Below are 15020 nucleotides of genomic sequence, written 5' to 3' on the forward strand. Positions count from 1 at the left end.
GGGGCCGGGGCGGCGCTCAGGCCTGCGGGACCGAGTCGAGCAGCTTCAGCGCGGCCTTGGCCTGCGCCTGGGCGAACTCGGCGACCGCCTTGGCGTACGGGCCGTCGGCGGTCTTGGTGGCGTTCTTGGCCTCTTCGAGCTGCGCCTGGTAGGTGGTGCGGGCGCTGTCGAGCAGGGCGGTGCGCTGCTTGGCCGTCAGCGAGCCGGCGTGCACGAGCCGCAGGATGAGCGGGCTGCGCAGGTGGTCGGGTCCGGCCTCGGACGTGAGCCACGTCTTGAAGGCCTTCTTGCCTGCCGCGGTGAGCACGTACTGCTGGCTCGAACGGGGTCCCTGCTTGCCGAGCCGGACGAGGCCCTCTTTCGAGAGCGCCGGAAGCTCGCGGTAGACCTGGCTGCGGGTGACACTGAAGAAGGCGCCGAAACGCTCGTCGGCGCCCGAGACCAGCTGCCCGCCCGTGGCGGGGCCGTCGTGGAGCAGACCGAGAAGAGCGGCGGCGGTTGCATTCAATTCGGACACCCCTCTACGGTCCCACTTATCCGCCGCTGTGTCCACAGTGGTCACCAATGAGTCCATTGTGGCCAGCGGCAACCCCTCTAACAGCCCAGTCCGCTGGTATGTCCACAGTAGACTCTGCCACGCTCCGCAACCACCGCCGAAACGATCACCGGACCACAACCACCACCCGAGCGACGGCCAAATGGCGCACAAAAAAGCCGGGGCCCGTGCACCTGCACGAGCCCCGGCCCTTTATCTGCGTAGCGGGGACAGGATTTGAACCTGCGACCTCTGGGTTATGAGCCCAGCGAGCTACCGAGCTGCTCCACCCCGCGTCGTTGTGAAAACAACATTACACCCCCGGAAACCCCGCCCAACACCACCCCCCAAAACACCCCCTCACCAGCAACAACACCCCAATCCAAAACCTTTGGCCAACCAACACCCCCGAACCCCCTCACGAATCCCGCACCCCCACCCAAAAATCACCACGACTTCCGCACCCCCGCAACACCCCATCCCCGCCGGCCACACAGGAATATTCCAACGCCCCCAACAACTTCCCGCCGAAAGCCAGAGGTCTAAACCTGTCTCGCCCACCGGCTCGTGAGCGGCAATACCGGTTAGAACCGGCCTCCCCGCTCACGAGACCGCAGAAGCCGCAGACTCCCGCCGCCTCGAAGCCAGCCAGCTGCCCGCCCCAACACCGGCTTGGGACGCGCCTCAACGGGACGAGTTTTCGGAATCCGAGCAGACCTGGGACCAACTGGGACGCCCGGGGGCTTGGCCGCTTGGCCGCTTGGCCGCTTGGCCGCTTGGCCGCTTGGCCGCTTGGCCGCTTGGCCGCTTGGCCGCTTGGCCGCTTGGCCGCTTGGCCGCTTGGCCGCTTGGCCGCTTGGCCGCTTGGCCGCTTGGGACGGATTCTGAGCCAAAGCAGTTGAGCCCCGGCAACCAAGCCCAAGAGTCCCGCCCAAAAGCGAACCCCAAAAACCCACCCCAACCAACACCAGAAACTCGCGCCCCGCCAGACCCGAACCCACCCACCCGAATCGACCCACCACGGGGGTCCAGGGGGCGAGCCCCCTGGCGGGGGTCTGGGGGTTCGACCCCCAGAAGACACAACGAAAGAGACCCGCACTCGCGCTTTGTGCGAGTACGGGTCTCCCATCTCTGTAGCGGGGACAGGATTTGAACCTGCGACCTCTGGGTTATGAGCCCAGCGAGCTACCGAGCTGCTCCACCCCGCGTCGTAGGACCTACCTTACGCCCTGGTTTCCGGCGGGCGCAAAGCAGGTGCCTATTACGTAACCGAGGTCACCCGCCGGGCTGGGACTGCGGTCCGCTGCTGGCGGGCGGGGTGGTCGGTTTGGCGGAGTTGTATTCCTTGGTGGCCGCGTCGAGCGCCTGCAGCGCGGCGCCTTGGTCGGCGAAGTTGCCGGACTGCTGCGCCGCCTTGAGTTTGGCGAGCGCGGCTTGGATGTCGCCGACGGCCTTGTCCATGGCGGGGTTGCTGCCGCCGGTGTTGGGCGGCGGCGCGGAGGTGCTCGATGTCGGCGGTGTCGGGGTGGGTGCGCCGCCGTCCTTCGGGGTGGTGGCCGCCGCGCCGGCTCCCTTGCCGAATACCTGGTCCAGTGCCTCGTTGAGGGTGGACGCGAAGCCGATCTTGGATCCGTACGAGACGAGCACGCGCGCCAGCTGCGGGTAGCTGAGCTGGTTGCGCTGGCGGATGTAGACGGGTTCGACGTACAGGAATCCGTCGGCCACCGGCAGCGTGATCAGGTTGCCGTAGATGGGAATGATGTTGGGGTTGTTCAGCAGTGTCCGGTCTTGTGCGACCCGCAGGTCGCTCTGGAACCGGTTTTGCACCTGGACGGGCCCGTCGACCTGGTTGGCCCCGCTGGCCGGGGGTAGTCGGAGGACCCGGATGGTGCCGTAGTCCTGCGGATCGGACGAGATGGACATCCAGGCGGAGAGGTACTGCCGTTGCAGACCGGTGAGCGCGCTGGTCAGCTGGAAGGTCGGCTTGCCTTCGCCGGCCGCGTTGGCGAGGACGTAGTAGCCGGGCTGGTTGGCGACGTTCGAGCCGGCGGTGGTGGAGCTGCCGTCCTCGGTCGGGTCTTGCGGGACGCTCCAGAACGCCTGCTGAGCGTAGAACTCTTGTGGACTGTCCACGTGGTACCGGGCGAGCAGTTCGCGCTGGATCTTGAACAGGTCCTCGGGGTAGCGGAAGTGCGAGCGCAGTTCCGGCGAAATCTCCGAGCTGGGTTTGACGACGCCCGGGAACACCTTCTCCCACGCCTTGAGGACGGGTTCGTTGTCGTCGATCGAGTACAGGTTGACCGTGCCGTCGAACGCGTCGACGGTCGCCTTCACCGAGTTGCGGATGTAGTTGATCGAGTTGTTCGCCTGTTTGGTGACGCCGTTGAGCGAGTCGTTGGTCGCCTCGCCGAGCTGGGTCTGCTGGGCGTACGGGTAGTTGTCGAGCGTGGTGTAGCCGTCGACGATCCACTGGATGCGGCCGTTGACCACCGCCGGGTACGGGTCGCCGTCGAGGGTGAGCCACGGGGCGACCCTGGCGACGCGGTCGCGCGGTTCGCGGTTGTACATGATCTTCGAGCCGTCGCCGATGGCGTCGGAGAAGAGGATCTTCGGTTCGCGGTATTCGGCGGCGAACATCAGCCGGTTGAACCAGTTGTCGAGCGAGACGCCGCCCTTGCCCTGGTAGAGGTAGCCGCGCTGGGTGTCGGTGTCGTATTCGCCGGGGGCCTTGCCCGGCGTGCCGCCGACGATCGCGTAGTCGGACTGGTTGGTCAGCTCGCCGTAGTAGATCCGCGGCTGGTCGACCTTGATCCCCGGCTGGCCGTTCACCGCGCCCGCGCCCGCGGGGTTGGTGGTGTCGCTCGTGGTGGCGATCGGGTAGCCGCCGTCGGAGTTCGAGTCCTTCACCGCACGGTCGATCGTGTTGGCGGGCGCGGCGACGAATCCGTTGCCGTGCGTGTAGACCATGTGCTTGTTGATCCAGTTGGCCTGGTTGCCGCTGAGCCCGTCGGTCTTCATTTCCTTGGCGGCCACGATGTAGTCCTGCGTGGTGCCGCCGAGGGTGTACCGGTCGATGTCCAGCTTCGACGGGAAGCCGTAGAAGTTCTCGCGGCCGACGCGCTGGGTGAAGGTGTCGCTGAGGATGTTCGGGTCGAGCAGGCGGATGTTCGACACCGTGCCGGTGTCGGCCTTCACCGCGTCCGCCGTGGTTTCGGTCTTGCCCGCGTACTGCTCGTACTTCACGTTGGTGAGGCCGTACGCCGCGCGCGTCGCGTCCATGTTGCGCTGGATCGACGGCGCTTCCTTCTCGTTGGCGTTCGGCTTGACCGAGAACTGGTCGAGAATCGCCGGCCACGCCACGCCTACCAGCACGCTGGAAAGGATCAGCAGCACCAGCGAAATCGCCGGCAGCTGCAGATTCCGCAGGAACGCGCCCGCGAAGAACGCGATCGCGCAGATCACCGAAATGCACAGCAGGATCAGCTTCGCCGGCAGCACCGCGTTGAGATCGGTGTACGTGGCGCCGTTGAACAGCGGCATGTTCCGGTCGGACAGCAGCAGGTTGTACCGGTCGAAGAAGTACTCGACCGCCTTCAGCAGCACGAAAAGCCCGACCGTGATGGCGAGCTGCGCGCGCGTCGGGCCGGCCAGCTGGCCGCCGCGGCCGGCGAGCCGGATGCCGCCGAAGATGTAGTGCGCGATCAGCGCGCCGAAGAACGAGATGACGACGGCGACGAACAGCCAGCCGAGCAGCCAGTTCACGAACGGCAGGGTGAAGGCGTAGAACCCGAGGTCGATGCGGAACTCGGGATCCGTCTGGCCGAACGAGGTGCCGTTGAGGAACAGCTGGATCGTCTGCCAGTCCCCGGTCGCCGACCCGCCGGCGATGACGCCGGTGAGCACCGGGAGGCCGATGCCGAACAGCCGGATGTGGCCGACGATGAACGAGCGGTAGCGCGACAGCGGATCGTCGCGGCCGGACACCGGCACGAACACCGGGCGGGTCCGGTAGGCGATCAGCAGGCTCACCGCCAGCGCCCCGCCGACCAGCAGCCCCACCGCGAGGAAGAGCACGATCCGGGTCACCAGCTGGGTGGTGAACACCGACCTGGCCTGCAGCTCGCCGAACCACAGCCAGTCCACGTAGGTGTCGAGCAACCGGACGCCGGCCAGCAGGGCCAGCACGATCACCGCGGCGATGATGAGAAGGATCCGGCTGCGCCGGGACAGCTTCAGGCTCACCGGGGGCCGAGTCGCCACGGCAATGCTCCTGTCTTCGTGAACACGTTCTCCGGGAACAGCGGTGTCCCCGTGACCTCTAACTCTACGGACGGTGCCGCGAGTTCCCGGGACCACCCAAACCGGGCACGCGCGGCGCGTCGCGGGGACGCCTGACACGATGGTCGCCATGCCACCGAGTGAGCCGTCCGCCGCCCACCCTGTCGCCGGGCTGGCCCGGGAAGTCGAAGAGTTCGTCGCCGCCGCCGGCTGGAACCAGCCGCCGCAGCTGTTCGCGCTGGTGCCGACCGCGGCGCTGCTGGACGAGCAGCCCGAACTGGCCGGTCAGCTCGACCGCGCGAACCCGCTGACGCCGGTCGCCCAGGAGGCGCTGCCGGACGGCGATCTCGCCGAATCGCTCGGCCGGATCGCGTGGCCGGAGATCGTGGTCGGATGCGCGCTGGCGCAGGAGATCATCGTGCTGCCCCCGGACGTGGAGGCGGAACTCGAAGGAATCGCCGAGGCGGACGCCGAAAGCCTCCGCCGCGCCGCCGCGGACCACCCGCGCCGCACCGAGGCGAGGCTCGTGGCCGCGGTCCTGCGCGAGGGCGACGCGGCGTGCGTGATGCGGCTGCGCGGCGTCCAGCCGGGCGACGAGGACGAGAACGCGGTGGACGAACTGGTGGAGAGCCCGGATCTCGCGCCGAACCTGGTGGACGCGCTGAAGACGACCCTGCAGCCCTGATCAGCTCGCGACGGTCGCCTTCCGCTCCGGCGGCTGGTGGCCGTACCGGGCGATGTCCGCCGTGCTCGCGTGCGGGTCGGCGAAGTGATCGGACCAGGATCGGTCGACGTGGTGCGGACGGGCTCCCTGGAGGCCGAGGTACGCCGACACCAGGCCCGGTCCCGCCTTCCGCATCGCGGCGGGCGGCTCGGGCAACCGGTGGACCTCGCGCAGTTGCCGTCCTATGAGGAGCAGCAGGCTCGGCGCGGCGAGACGGCGCGCGGGACCGGGGAACCAGCGGTGCCAGTCGAGAAACAGCTGGTCCACGAGGGCCCGGCCGCCGTCGGTGAAGGCGAGCCGCTGTTCGTAGCCGCCGATCCAGTCCAGGAACTCCTGACGACCAGGCGGGATCTCCAGGCCCATGCGCTCGCCGACGCCACGCCAGAAGCGGTAGTGCGCGACGTCCTCGGCCTCGGTGAAGACCGACAGTCCCAGCTCGCCGAGGATCCGGGCCGGTTCGAAGATCAGCGACCCGAGCGTGAACAGCTTGTCCTCGCCGGTGATCCCGAACCGGGCGTGGATCTCCTCCATCCGGTCGATGACCCGGCGGCCGGCCTCGCTGCTGTGCCCGTGCCGGATCAGCTCGCCGAAGAAGACGAGAGTGTGGTCGTTGCGGCGCCGGACGTCCCGCATCAGGTCGCCGGTGCCGGTGCGGTAGACGATCCGCGCGATCGACGGCGAGGCGACCTGGCGGGCGAACGCGACGGTGTAGGCGCCGTGCACGAACATCGCGTCGCCGTAGCGCACGCCGAGGCTGAGGTGGGTGATGGCCTCGTTGTCCCGCACCGGGTCGAGGGCCGCGATCGCCGCCGCGAGGCCGCGCCCGCCGGCGAGTCCGTTCATGGGCACCTCCGGACCAAGTAAGAACGTCAGCGTTCCTGATTTGGTCGACTATCAACTAGGAACGAACGTGTGTCAAGATTGGCCGGTGCCTGAAGTAGTCCGCCCCTATCGCGGCGTCAGCGCCGAAGACCGCCGCGGGCAGCGCCGGAGCCAGCTCCTGGAAGCGGGTCTCGACGTCGTCGGCGAGGTCGGCGTCGCCGAAACCACGGTTGACCTCGTGTGCAAGCGCGCGGGCCTGTCCAAGCGCTACTTCTACGAGAGTTTCGCGGACCGGGAAGCGCTCTTGATCGCGGTGCTGACCGGGGTTTTCGACGCCGTCCGGTCCGCGCTGGAAACCGCGCTGGCGGACGCTCCCCCAGCCGCGGAGGAGCGGATGACGCGGCTGGTCACCGCCACGGTGGACGCCATCGTCACCGACCCCCGGGTGAGCCGGTTGTGGGTGGAAGCGAATCACCATCCGGTCCTGGAACGCCACCGGAGCGAGGCCTACGCCGAGTTCGCCGACCTGCTCGTCAGCATCCTGCTCCCCGGCCGCGAGGACGATCCGGACGCCCGGTCGGCCTTCGTGCTCGTGGTCGCGGGGACCACGGAAGTCCTGCGCCGCTGGCTCGCCGACGGCTCCCCCGGCACCGCGGCGGGCATCGTGGACGTCCTGCGGAGAGCCGGCCTGGCGATCACCGGCGAGTTCGGCTGACCGCGCTCAGCAGTGCGCGGTCGGACGGCCCGCCTTCAGGTTGTCCAGCTGCTTGAGCGCGTCGTCCAGCGTGGACACCTTGATGAGGTTGAGCCCTTCCGGCGCGGCCGACCTGGCCTCGGCGCAGTTGTGCTCGGGGACGAGGAAGTCGGTCGCACCCGCTTCCTTCGCGCCGACGACCTTGAACGAGATCCCGCCGATCGGCCCGACCTGGCCGGTCTCGCTGATCTCGCCGGTGCCCGCGATGTGCCTGCCGCCGGCGAGGTCGCTGCCCGGTTTCCCGGGCGGGGTGAGCCGGTCGATGATCGCGAGAGTGAACATCAGCCCGGCCGACGGGCCGCCGACGTCCTGCAGCGAGATGTCGACGGAGAACGGCGCGACCGCGCGGTCGACGGCGGTCAGCCCGAGGAAGCCCTGAGTGCGGTCCTCGCGCTGGGCGAGCGTGACCGGCACGGTGCGTTCCGGCTGGCCGAGGTGCTGGAAGGTGACCTGGACGGAGTCGCCCGGCTTGGTGTTCACGATCGACGCGGCGACCTCGGCGGCCTCGCGCACCTGCTTGCCGTTGACCGCGATGAGCTTGTCGCCGGGGGCGAGGATGTGGTCGGCAGGGCTGCCGGACACGATCTGCTTCGCGACGACCTGCACCGGGTAGCCGAGGTGGCGCAGCGCGGCGACCTGGGCGTTGCTCTGCGAGTTCTGCAGCTGCTGGATGTTTTCCTGCTTGACCTGCTCGTTGGTCTCGCCGGGCTTGTAGTACTCCTCGCGCGGCGCGAGCGCGTAGCGGCCGCTGGCCCAGAGGCCGAGCGCGGTGAAGAGGTTGATGCCGTCGTTGAGCGAGACGGTGGTCATCCGCAGTTCGCCGCTGGTGTTGTAGGTCTGCTGCCCCTTGACCTGGATCACCGGGTTGCCCGCGACGTCGCGGCCGAGGGTGTCGTAGGTGGGCCCGGGGCTGATCGCGACATACGGGACCTGGACCAGGAACCCGGCCACGACGAACACCAGGAACAGCACGCCGCTGACCAGCATCGTCCAGCCGCGGCGGGTCATCCGCCGGTCGCTGCGGGCCGGCGCGCGCGACGGTTCGGCGCGGTCGGACTGGTTCGCGGTGTCCTCGTCCGGTTTTGTCACGAGCGACAGCGTACGGTGACTGTGTTCGCTTCCCGGTGAAGGCCACGGTTGACGCGCTGAGCCGGGTCCCACCCGCGTACGGTGGAGCTATGAGCAATCCCCCGTTCGGCTTCGGACCGCCCGATCCCGACAAGCGAGGCGACAACGACCCCTCGAACCCCGGCCAGCCCGGCGGAGCCGAGGCGTTCAACCAGCTCGGGCAGATGCTGAGCCAGCTGGGCCAGATGCTGAGCCAGGCGGGCTCGTCGAGCGGGCCGGTCAACTACGACCTGGCGAAGCAGATCGCACTCCAGAACCTGAGCGGGCGGGACGACGCCAAGATCGGTTTCGCATCCGAGGACGGCGACTCCGCCACCGCCGTGCGCGACGCCGCGCACCTGGCGGAACTGTGGCTCGACGCGGCGACGATCCTCCCCGCGGGCGCGAGCACCACCGTGACGTGGTCGGCGCGCACCTGGGTCGAGAAGACGCTGCCGACCTGGCAGCGGCTGTGCGATCCGGTGGCGCAGCAGGTGTCCGGGGCGTGGATGCAGGCGCTGCCCGAGGAGGCCAAGCAGGCCGCCGGGCCGCTGCTGTCGATGATGGGCCAGATGGGCGGGATGGCGTTCGGCTCCCAGCTCGGCAACGCGCTGGCGCAGCTCGCGCAGGAAGTGCTGACGTCCACGGAGGTCGGCCTGCCGCTGGGCCCGGCCACGACGTCGGCACTGCTGCCGGCGAACATCGAGAAGTTCACCGAGGGCCTGGAGCTGCCCGCCAGCGAGGTGCTGGTGTTCCTGGCCGCGCGCGAGGCCGCGCACCAGCGGCTGTTCGCGCACGTGCCGTGGCTGCGGCAGCGCCTGCTGGCGACGGTCGAGGAGTTCGCCCGCGGGATCACCGTCGACACCTCCGCGCTGGAGTCCCTGGCCGGCCGCATCGACCCGGCCAACCCGGCGAGCATCGAGGAAGCGATGTCGTCCGGCCTGCTGGAACCGCAGACCACGCCGGAGCAGCAGGCAGCCCTGAAGCGCCTGGAAACCCTGCTGGCGCTGGTCGAAGGCTGGGTGGACGTAGTGGTGGCCGAGGCGATCGGCGACCGCCTCCCAGGAGCCGAGGCCCTGCGCGAAACCCTGCGCCGCCGCCGCGCGACCGGCGGTCCGGCCGAGCAGACCTTCGCCACCCTGGTGGGCCTCGAACTGCGCCCGCGCCGGATGCGCGCCGCGTCGTCCCTGTGGAACCTCGTCGGAGAACGCCACGGCCTGGAGAAGCGCGACGGCCTCTGGTCCCACCCGGACCTCATGCCGACCGCCGAGGACCTGGACGAGCCCCTGGACTTCGCCGACCGCATGGCCGAGCCTCCCGCGCTGGCGTCCGACCTGGACCCGATCGCGGAGCTGGAACGCACCGAGAAGGCCGAGCGGGAGGCCCGCGACGCCAAGACCGGCGAGGCCGACAAGGCTGACCGGGCTGACGGCGAGACGGGCGAGGGCGGCACCACCGGCTCCGACGGCGGCGAGACCCCGAAGGACGAGGGGAACCCGCCCTCCTGACCTCCTGCTTTCCGGCAGGGCTGGCTGTTTTTGGACCACCGTGCGGACCGTCTCGCTTCCTAGAGACGGTCCGCGCGGCGTTTGTGCTGCCAGTCCGCCGTTCCGCGCTCAGCTCTCCCGCCTTCTCCCCTCAGCCCGCCAGCTCAGTCCTCGCCCGCTCCGCGTACAAGATCTCCAGCCGCACCCGGCCGCCAGCCCAGCCCTCTCCCGGGCGGCAACCAGCCACCAGCCCAGCCCTCTCTCCGGCCGCACCAGCCGCCAGCTCAATCCCCTCCCCGACCGCACCCGGCCGCCAGTTCAGTCCCGTCCTAGGCTCCGCACCTCTCCCAGGCTCCGCACTCCGCCAACGTCGGCCGCGCCCAGCCCTCCGCTGAATCCCGTCCGCAGCCGCAAACGACCCGCCTCAGCCACGCCTGGCCCACCCGCCAGCTCACGTCTGAAGCCCCGCCACAGCCACCACCAGCCGCGCTAACCCCTTCCGCCGGATCGCGCCGGATTCCTTCCGCAGCAACAACCAGCCGCACCCGGCCCGCCCGCACTCCTCCAAAGCTCGCCACCTGCAACCGGCCGTGCTAACCCCTTCCCTCAGCTCGCGCCGGATTCCCTCCACAGCAACAACCAGCCGCACCCGGCCCGCCACCTCACATCCGAACCCCCTCCACCCCACAGCCAGCCATCCACCTCCCCCAGCCCGCGCCAACCGGCCCGCTCAATCGTCCAGCGAAAGCCCCCACCCGGCCGCCGCCGAAAGACCCTCCAGGTACCCGATCGCCCGTTCCGTCTTCGGATACCGGTTGACCAGCGCCCAGAACGCCGGGTCGTGCCCCGGCTCGGTCAGGTGCGCCAGCTCGTGGACCAGCACGTAGTCCAGCACCCACTGCGGCACTCGCTGGAGCCGTTCGCTGACCCGGATGGTCGCGTCCACCGGCGTGCACGAAGCCCACCTCGTGCGCATCGGCGGCACCCACCGCACGCTGGCGGGCAGCGCTTTCCCGCCGAGGTACTTCGCGCCGAGCAGGGCACAGCGCGCCAGCAACACCGCGTCCGACGACTTGGGCGGTGCCTTCCGCCCGCTCGAGCGCAGCAGCCTGCGCTCCATCTCCGCGACCCAGTGTTTCTCTTCCTCGCGGGTCATCCGTGCCGGGATGAGCACCACCAGGGTGTCCTCGTTCCAGTACGCGGTGACCGTCCGGTGCCTGCGCTGGCTGCGCCGCACCTCGACCTTGTGTTGAGAAGTGTCCGACGGGGCCTTCTCGCCCCTGCCCCTCAGCGAGGGAATCCGTGCTTCGACCACTCGACAACGGTAAGGCTCAGCACCGACAACTTGGAGCGCCGAAAGGTCACAGCCCTAAGTTGTCCACAACAAGCTTTCCCTGTGGACAACTCGGCTTCTCACCCGCGAGTGGCGTCGCGGAGCTGCCAAGCTGGCCGCATGACCCTGTCCAGTGTTCCGCCGCCGGACGTGCTCCTTCCGGCGTATCCGACGTTGCTTCCGGGCATCCACGTGCTCGAACGCGACGGCAACGAGATCCAGTTCGGCCTCGACCCACGCCACGGCATCATCGCCAACGGCCTGCCCGCGCCGATCGTCGACAGCGTCCGCGGGCTCGACGGGCGGCGCACGCTCGAGGACGTCTTGCTCGCTGTAGGCGAACACCGGGAGCAGTTCCAGCTCCTGCTGAAACAGCTGGCCGCGCTCGGTTTGGTCACGGAAGCGGCGAAGAAGTCCGCGAAACGGGTCGAGACCGGGCTGTGGTCGCTGCGCGCCCGGCACTACCAACCGGCGCTCACTGACCGTCGCTGGCAAAGCCTCATCGCGGTGCACGGCAGCGGGCGGATCGCCGTGGCAGTCGCCGCGCTGCTCGCGACGTCCGGTGTCGGGCACCTCGACATCCGTGCGTCCGGCACCGTCACCGAGGCCGATCTCGGTTCCGGCTTCACACCCGCTGAGCTGGGCCAACCCCGGCAACGCGCGATCCGGACGGTCGTCTCGCGGATCGCGCCGGACGTCAGCACCGCCCGGAACCAGCGTCGCGTCCCCGATCTCGTGCTGCTCACGGACACGCTCGTCCCGCCGCCGGAAGAAGTGGCCGAGCTGATCGACTCGGGCATCTCGCACCTGCCGGTCCGCGTCTGCGAGGGCATCGGCATCGTCGGGCCGCTCGTGGTGCCTGGCCGCAGCGCTTGCCTCCGCTGCTGCGACCTGCACCGAACCGACGCGGACGAGTCGTGGCCGAGGATCGCGACACAGCTGGTCGGCCGGATGCCGCGGCCTGATCTCGGTGCCGTGCACGCGTGCGCCTCGCTCGCCGTCGCGCAGGCGATGCGGCTGCTCTCGCCGAGCGAAACCCCGCCGCCGGCGTGGAACGCCACGCTTGAGATCGACAACTTCGACGGGCAAGTGCGCCGCCAGCATTGGGAACCGCATCCCGACTGCGGCTGCGGTGCGCCAGTTCCCGTCGAGGAAGGTCCCTCGCCGGCCGAGGAAACTCCCGAGGAGGTGCTCCAAGAGACGTAGGCCACACCTGGGTGCGGTCAGCAGGCTGCGGCCGTCGCGCTCGCCAAGGCAGAATCGGAGAGTGACCGACTTTCGCGACCGCACCGGAGACCGCGATTCCGCCATGCCGCGCCGCGGCGCTGCCCGCACCGCGAAGCTGGCGAGCCTTCCGCTCGGCATCGCCGGCCGAGCGGTGGGCGGCTGGGGCAAGCGGCTGGCGGGGCAGAGCGCTGAGCAGGTGAGCGCGACGCTCTCGGCCAAGGCCGCGGAGCAGCTGTTCGAGGTGCTGGGCACGCTCAAGGGCGGCGCGATGAAGTTCGGGCAGGCGCTGAGCGTGTTCGAGGCCGCGGTGCCGGACGACATGGCGCAGCCGTACCGGGAAGCGCTCACGAAACTGCAGTCGGCCGCGCCGCCCATGCCCGCCCGGCAAACCCACCGCGTGCTCGCCGAGCAGCTGGGCCGGTCCTGGGTCGGACGCTTCGCGCACTTCGACGACGAGCCGGCCGCCGCCGCGAGCATCGGCCAGGTGCACCGCGCGACCTGGCACGACGGTCGCGAGGTCGCGGTCAAGGTCCAGTACCCGGGCGCGGACGAGGCGCTGCGCAGCGACCTGCGCCAGTTGCAGCGCTTCAGCAGGCTGTTCCAGGCCTTCGTCCCCGGCACCGACGTGAAACCGCTGCTCACGGAGCTGGCCGAGCGGATGGACGAGGAACTCGACTACCTCGCCGAAGCCGACAACCAGCGCGCGTTCGCGAAGGCGTTCGAGGGCGACCCCGAATTCCTGATCCCGCGCGTCGTGGCGAGCGCGCCGAAGGTCGTGGTCAGCGAATGGGCCACCGGCACCCCGCTGGCCAAGATCATCTCGGACGGCGATGCGGCCACCCGCAACCTCGCCGGACGGCTGCTCGCCGAGTTCCACTACTCGTCGCCGGCGCGGGCGCATCTGCTGCACTCCGACCCGCATCCCGGCAACTTCATGCTCACCGGCGACGGCAGGCTGTGCGTGATCGATTTCGGCGGCGTAGCCAAGCTTCCGCACGGAATTCCGCGGCACCTGGGCGAAATCACGCGCCTCGCCCTAGACGGCCACTCCGACGAACTGATGCGGCTGTTGCGCGAGAACGGTTTCGTGCGCGCGGATTCGTCCCTGGAGTCGGACGAGGTGCTGGCGTATCTCTCGCCGTTCACCGAGCCGCTGGCCGAGCCCACGTTCCACTTCACGCGTCGCTGGATGCAGCGGCAAGCTGGGCGCGTCGGCGACTCCCGCGGCAACGACTTCCACGTCGGCCGCTCGCTGAACCTGCCGCCGGAATACTTGATGATCCACCGGGTCACGGCGGGCTCGACGGGCATCCTCTGCCAGCTCGACGCCGAGATCCCGGCCCGCGGCATCGTGGAACGGTGGCAGCCCGGGTTCGCCGCCTGAGTTATCCACAAGGCAGTAAAATAACCCTGAGTTGTCCACAGATTGCGCAGGGTGGTTTCGCGAAGTTGATCAGGGCGGCATTCTCGATGTATGGCAACTACGACAAGCATCGACTCCCTCGCTTTCGGTGACCTGATTTCGCACGGAGTGCTCCACCGGCGGCATCTGCGGGTCGCGGGAATCTCAGACCGAAGAGCCGCACAGCTCTCCGGCCCAGGCGGACCGTGGCGGCAGGTGTATTCCGGCGTGTACCTAGTGCACGACAAACCTCCGAGCCGGGAAGAACTCCTGCACGCAGCCGTTGCCCGCTACGGTCTCGGAACCGTCGTCACGGGCACGGATGCGTTGTGCGCACACGGAATCAGCCATCCACGGACCCCGGAGATCCGTCTGCTAGTGCCGCACAACCGAAGGCCGTCCAACGAACCGAGCGTCATCACCTACCGCACCGCACGCATGCCCGAACCGATCCTGATCGACGGCCTGCCCTACGCGAGCGCCGCCCGCGCCGCACTCGACCTGGCCCGCCGCGAAAACGATCCCGACGAAATCGCAAGGCTGGTCTCGCTGCCGCTGTATTGGGGATTAGCCGACCGCGCAGAACTAACAGCCGAACTGGACACCGGAAACCAGCGCGGCTCCGCGGCCGTGCGCACCGTCCTACGCAACCTCGACGACCAAGAAACCTTCGCACACGGCCAAGCACTCCGTGTCCTCCAACGAACACCGCTGCCGACCCCGCAATGGAACGTCGCAGTCTGCGACCGCCGCGGCCGCCGGCTCGGCACCGCAGACGCTTGGTGGGACGAAATCGGCCTGGCCTGGCGCTACCGCACCGCCGCGGGCCCCGAAGACTTCAGCCACCTAGCCCTGGCCGCGACCGGCACCGTGCTGTTCCGGTGCACCCCACGCCAGCTCCGGGAATCGCCGGAGGACATGGGCGTAGAACTCCTCAACGCCTACCGCCACGCGACGCGCACGCCCCGCCCCAAAGTGCGCGCCGTCTACAAGACGGGAAATGCCGCATGACCCGAACCTGACACAGGCCGACCGGCTTGGGCGGGGCCAGCACTCGTCGGGTCGCCGGCTGGGTGTGGGGCGTGATCGCGCGCAATCACGCCGCCAGTGCTCGTCCGGCAACTCTGTCCTTGGCATCCAGAACGTGGCTGCACACGCGATTCAGCCGCCAATGTTCGTCAGGCGACTCGCCCCGGGCATCCCGGACACGGCTGCGCACGCGATTCAGTCACGGGTGTTCGCCAGGCAGCTTGCCGTCGGCTTCCCGAACCTGGCTGCGCGCAATCCCGGGTCGCCAATGCCCGCACCGCAACCTGCCCTCAATGCCTGGTCATGACCCGGTCACCACTAC

General features: G+C 69.2%; 11 protein-coding genes and 2 tRNA genes. 6 read left to right on the forward strand and 7 right to left on the reverse strand.

Going from position 1 to position 15020, the window contains the following annotated elements; all coding sequences use genetic code 11:
• Positions 1-16: 16 nt before the first annotated feature.
• The 4 genes from ACFSVL_RS11500 to ACFSVL_RS11515 all read right to left on the reverse strand — a co-directional run bounded on the left by ACFSVL_RS11500 (position 17) and on the right by ACFSVL_RS11515 (position 4795).
• Positions 17-517 carry a PadR family transcriptional regulator gene (locus ACFSVL_RS11500; RefSeq protein ID WP_378303260.1) on the reverse strand — a complete coding sequence of 167 codons (501 nt, stop codon included), beginning with the start codon at positions 515-517 and terminating at the stop codon, positions 17-19.
• 240 nt (positions 518-757) lie between these two features.
• A tRNA-Met gene (locus tag ACFSVL_RS11505) sits at positions 758-831 on the reverse strand.
• An 838-nt stretch (positions 832-1669) separates the two neighbouring features.
• A tRNA-Met gene (locus ACFSVL_RS11510) sits at positions 1670-1743 on the reverse strand.
• Positions 1744-1810: 67 nt separating this feature from the next.
• Positions 1811-4795, reverse strand: a complete 2985-nt coding sequence (locus tag ACFSVL_RS11515; protein ID WP_378303262.1) for a UPF0182 family protein — start codon at positions 4793-4795, stop codon at positions 1811-1813.
• Positions 4796-4943: 148 nt separating this feature from the next.
• Here ACFSVL_RS11515 and ACFSVL_RS11520 point away from each other — a divergent pair, with 148 nt between their 5' ends.
• Positions 4944-5498 (forward strand): PPA1309 family protein, encoded by a 555-nt coding sequence (locus ACFSVL_RS11520; RefSeq protein WP_378303264.1) that lies wholly within the window; start codon positions 4944-4946, stop codon positions 5496-5498.
• On the opposite strand, the gene ACFSVL_RS11525 is transcribed toward ACFSVL_RS11520, so the two are convergent.
• Positions 5499-6380: an oxygenase MpaB family protein gene (locus ACFSVL_RS11525; protein WP_378303266.1), complete on the reverse strand. Its 882-nt coding sequence runs from the start codon at positions 6378-6380 to the stop codon at positions 5499-5501.
• Between the two features lie 85 nt (positions 6381-6465).
• Here ACFSVL_RS11525 and ACFSVL_RS11530 point away from each other — a divergent pair, with 85 nt between their 5' ends.
• The gene (locus tag ACFSVL_RS11530; RefSeq protein ID WP_378303268.1) at positions 6466-7074 is read left to right on the forward strand and encodes a TetR/AcrR family transcriptional regulator; all 609 of its coding nucleotides are present in this window, start codon (positions 6466-6468) and stop codon (positions 7072-7074) included.
• Between the two features lie 6 nt (positions 7075-7080).
• On the opposite strand, the gene ACFSVL_RS11535 is transcribed toward ACFSVL_RS11530, so the two are convergent.
• A complete protein-coding gene (locus ACFSVL_RS11535) occupies positions 7081-8100 on the reverse strand; it encodes a YlbL family protein (RefSeq protein ID WP_378303406.1) in 1020 nt (339 codons plus the stop codon).
• Between the two features lie 191 nt (positions 8101-8291).
• On the opposite strand from ACFSVL_RS11535, the gene ACFSVL_RS11540 reads away from it, so the two are divergent.
• Complete coding sequence (locus ACFSVL_RS11540; protein WP_378303270.1) at positions 8292-9728, forward strand: zinc-dependent metalloprotease; 1437 nt, start codon at positions 8292-8294, stop codon at positions 9726-9728.
• A gap of 709 nt (positions 9729-10437) precedes the next feature.
• On the opposite strand, the gene ACFSVL_RS11545 is transcribed toward ACFSVL_RS11540, so the two are convergent.
• On the reverse strand, positions 10438-10944 hold the full coding sequence (locus ACFSVL_RS11545; protein WP_378303408.1) for a M48 metallopeptidase family protein: 507 nt from the start codon (positions 10942-10944) through the stop codon (positions 10438-10440).
• 216 nt (positions 10945-11160) lie between these two features.
• Between ACFSVL_RS11545 and ACFSVL_RS11550 the strand changes: the two genes are divergently transcribed.
• The 3 genes from ACFSVL_RS11550 (at position 11161) to ACFSVL_RS11560 (ending at position 14680) form a co-directional block, all read left to right on the forward strand.
• Positions 11161-12246: a ThiF family adenylyltransferase gene (locus tag ACFSVL_RS11550; RefSeq protein WP_378303272.1), complete on the forward strand. Its 1086-nt coding sequence runs from the start codon at positions 11161-11163 to the stop codon at positions 12244-12246.
• A 103-nt stretch (positions 12247-12349) separates the two neighbouring features.
• Positions 12350-13651 (forward strand): ABC1 kinase family protein, encoded by a 1302-nt coding sequence (locus ACFSVL_RS11555; protein ID WP_378303409.1) that lies wholly within the window; start codon positions 12350-12352, stop codon positions 13649-13651.
• Positions 13652-14107: 456 nt separating this feature from the next.
• A complete protein-coding gene (locus tag ACFSVL_RS11560) occupies positions 14108-14680 on the forward strand; it encodes a hypothetical protein (RefSeq protein ID WP_378303273.1) in 573 nt (190 codons plus the stop codon).
• Positions 14681-15020 lie beyond the last annotated feature (340 nt).

This window comes from Amycolatopsis silviterrae (assembly GCF_042684085.1).
Taxonomy (GTDB): Bacteria; Actinomycetota; Actinomycetes; order Mycobacteriales; family Pseudonocardiaceae; genus Amycolatopsis; species Amycolatopsis silviterrae.

Bases quoted from the DNA above. Each gene is read 5' to 3' on its own strand.
- ACFSVL_RS11520 (WP_378303264.1), top strand. From the start codon at position 4,944: ATGCCACCGAGTGAGCCGTCCGCCGCCCACCCTGTCGCCGGGCTGGCC.
- ACFSVL_RS11525 (WP_378303266.1), bottom strand. From the start codon at position 6,380: ATGAACGGACTCGCCGGCGGGCGCGGCCTCGCGGCGGCGATCGCGGCC.
- ACFSVL_RS11535 (WP_378303406.1), bottom strand. From the start codon at position 8,100: ATGCTGGTCAGCGGCGTGCTGTTCCTGGTGTTCGTCGTGGCCGGGTTC.
- ACFSVL_RS11540 (WP_378303270.1), top strand. From the start codon at position 8,292: ATGAGCAATCCCCCGTTCGGCTTCGGACCGCCCGATCCCGACAAGCGA.
- ACFSVL_RS11550 (WP_378303272.1), top strand. From the start codon at position 11,161: ATGACCCTGTCCAGTGTTCCGCCGCCGGACGTGCTCCTTCCGGCGTAT.
- ACFSVL_RS11555 (WP_378303409.1), top strand. From the start codon at position 12,350: ATGCCGCGCCGCGGCGCTGCCCGCACCGCGAAGCTGGCGAGCCTTCCG.
- ACFSVL_RS11560 (WP_378303273.1), top strand. From the start codon at position 14,108: ATGCCCGAACCGATCCTGATCGACGGCCTGCCCTACGCGAGCGCCGCC.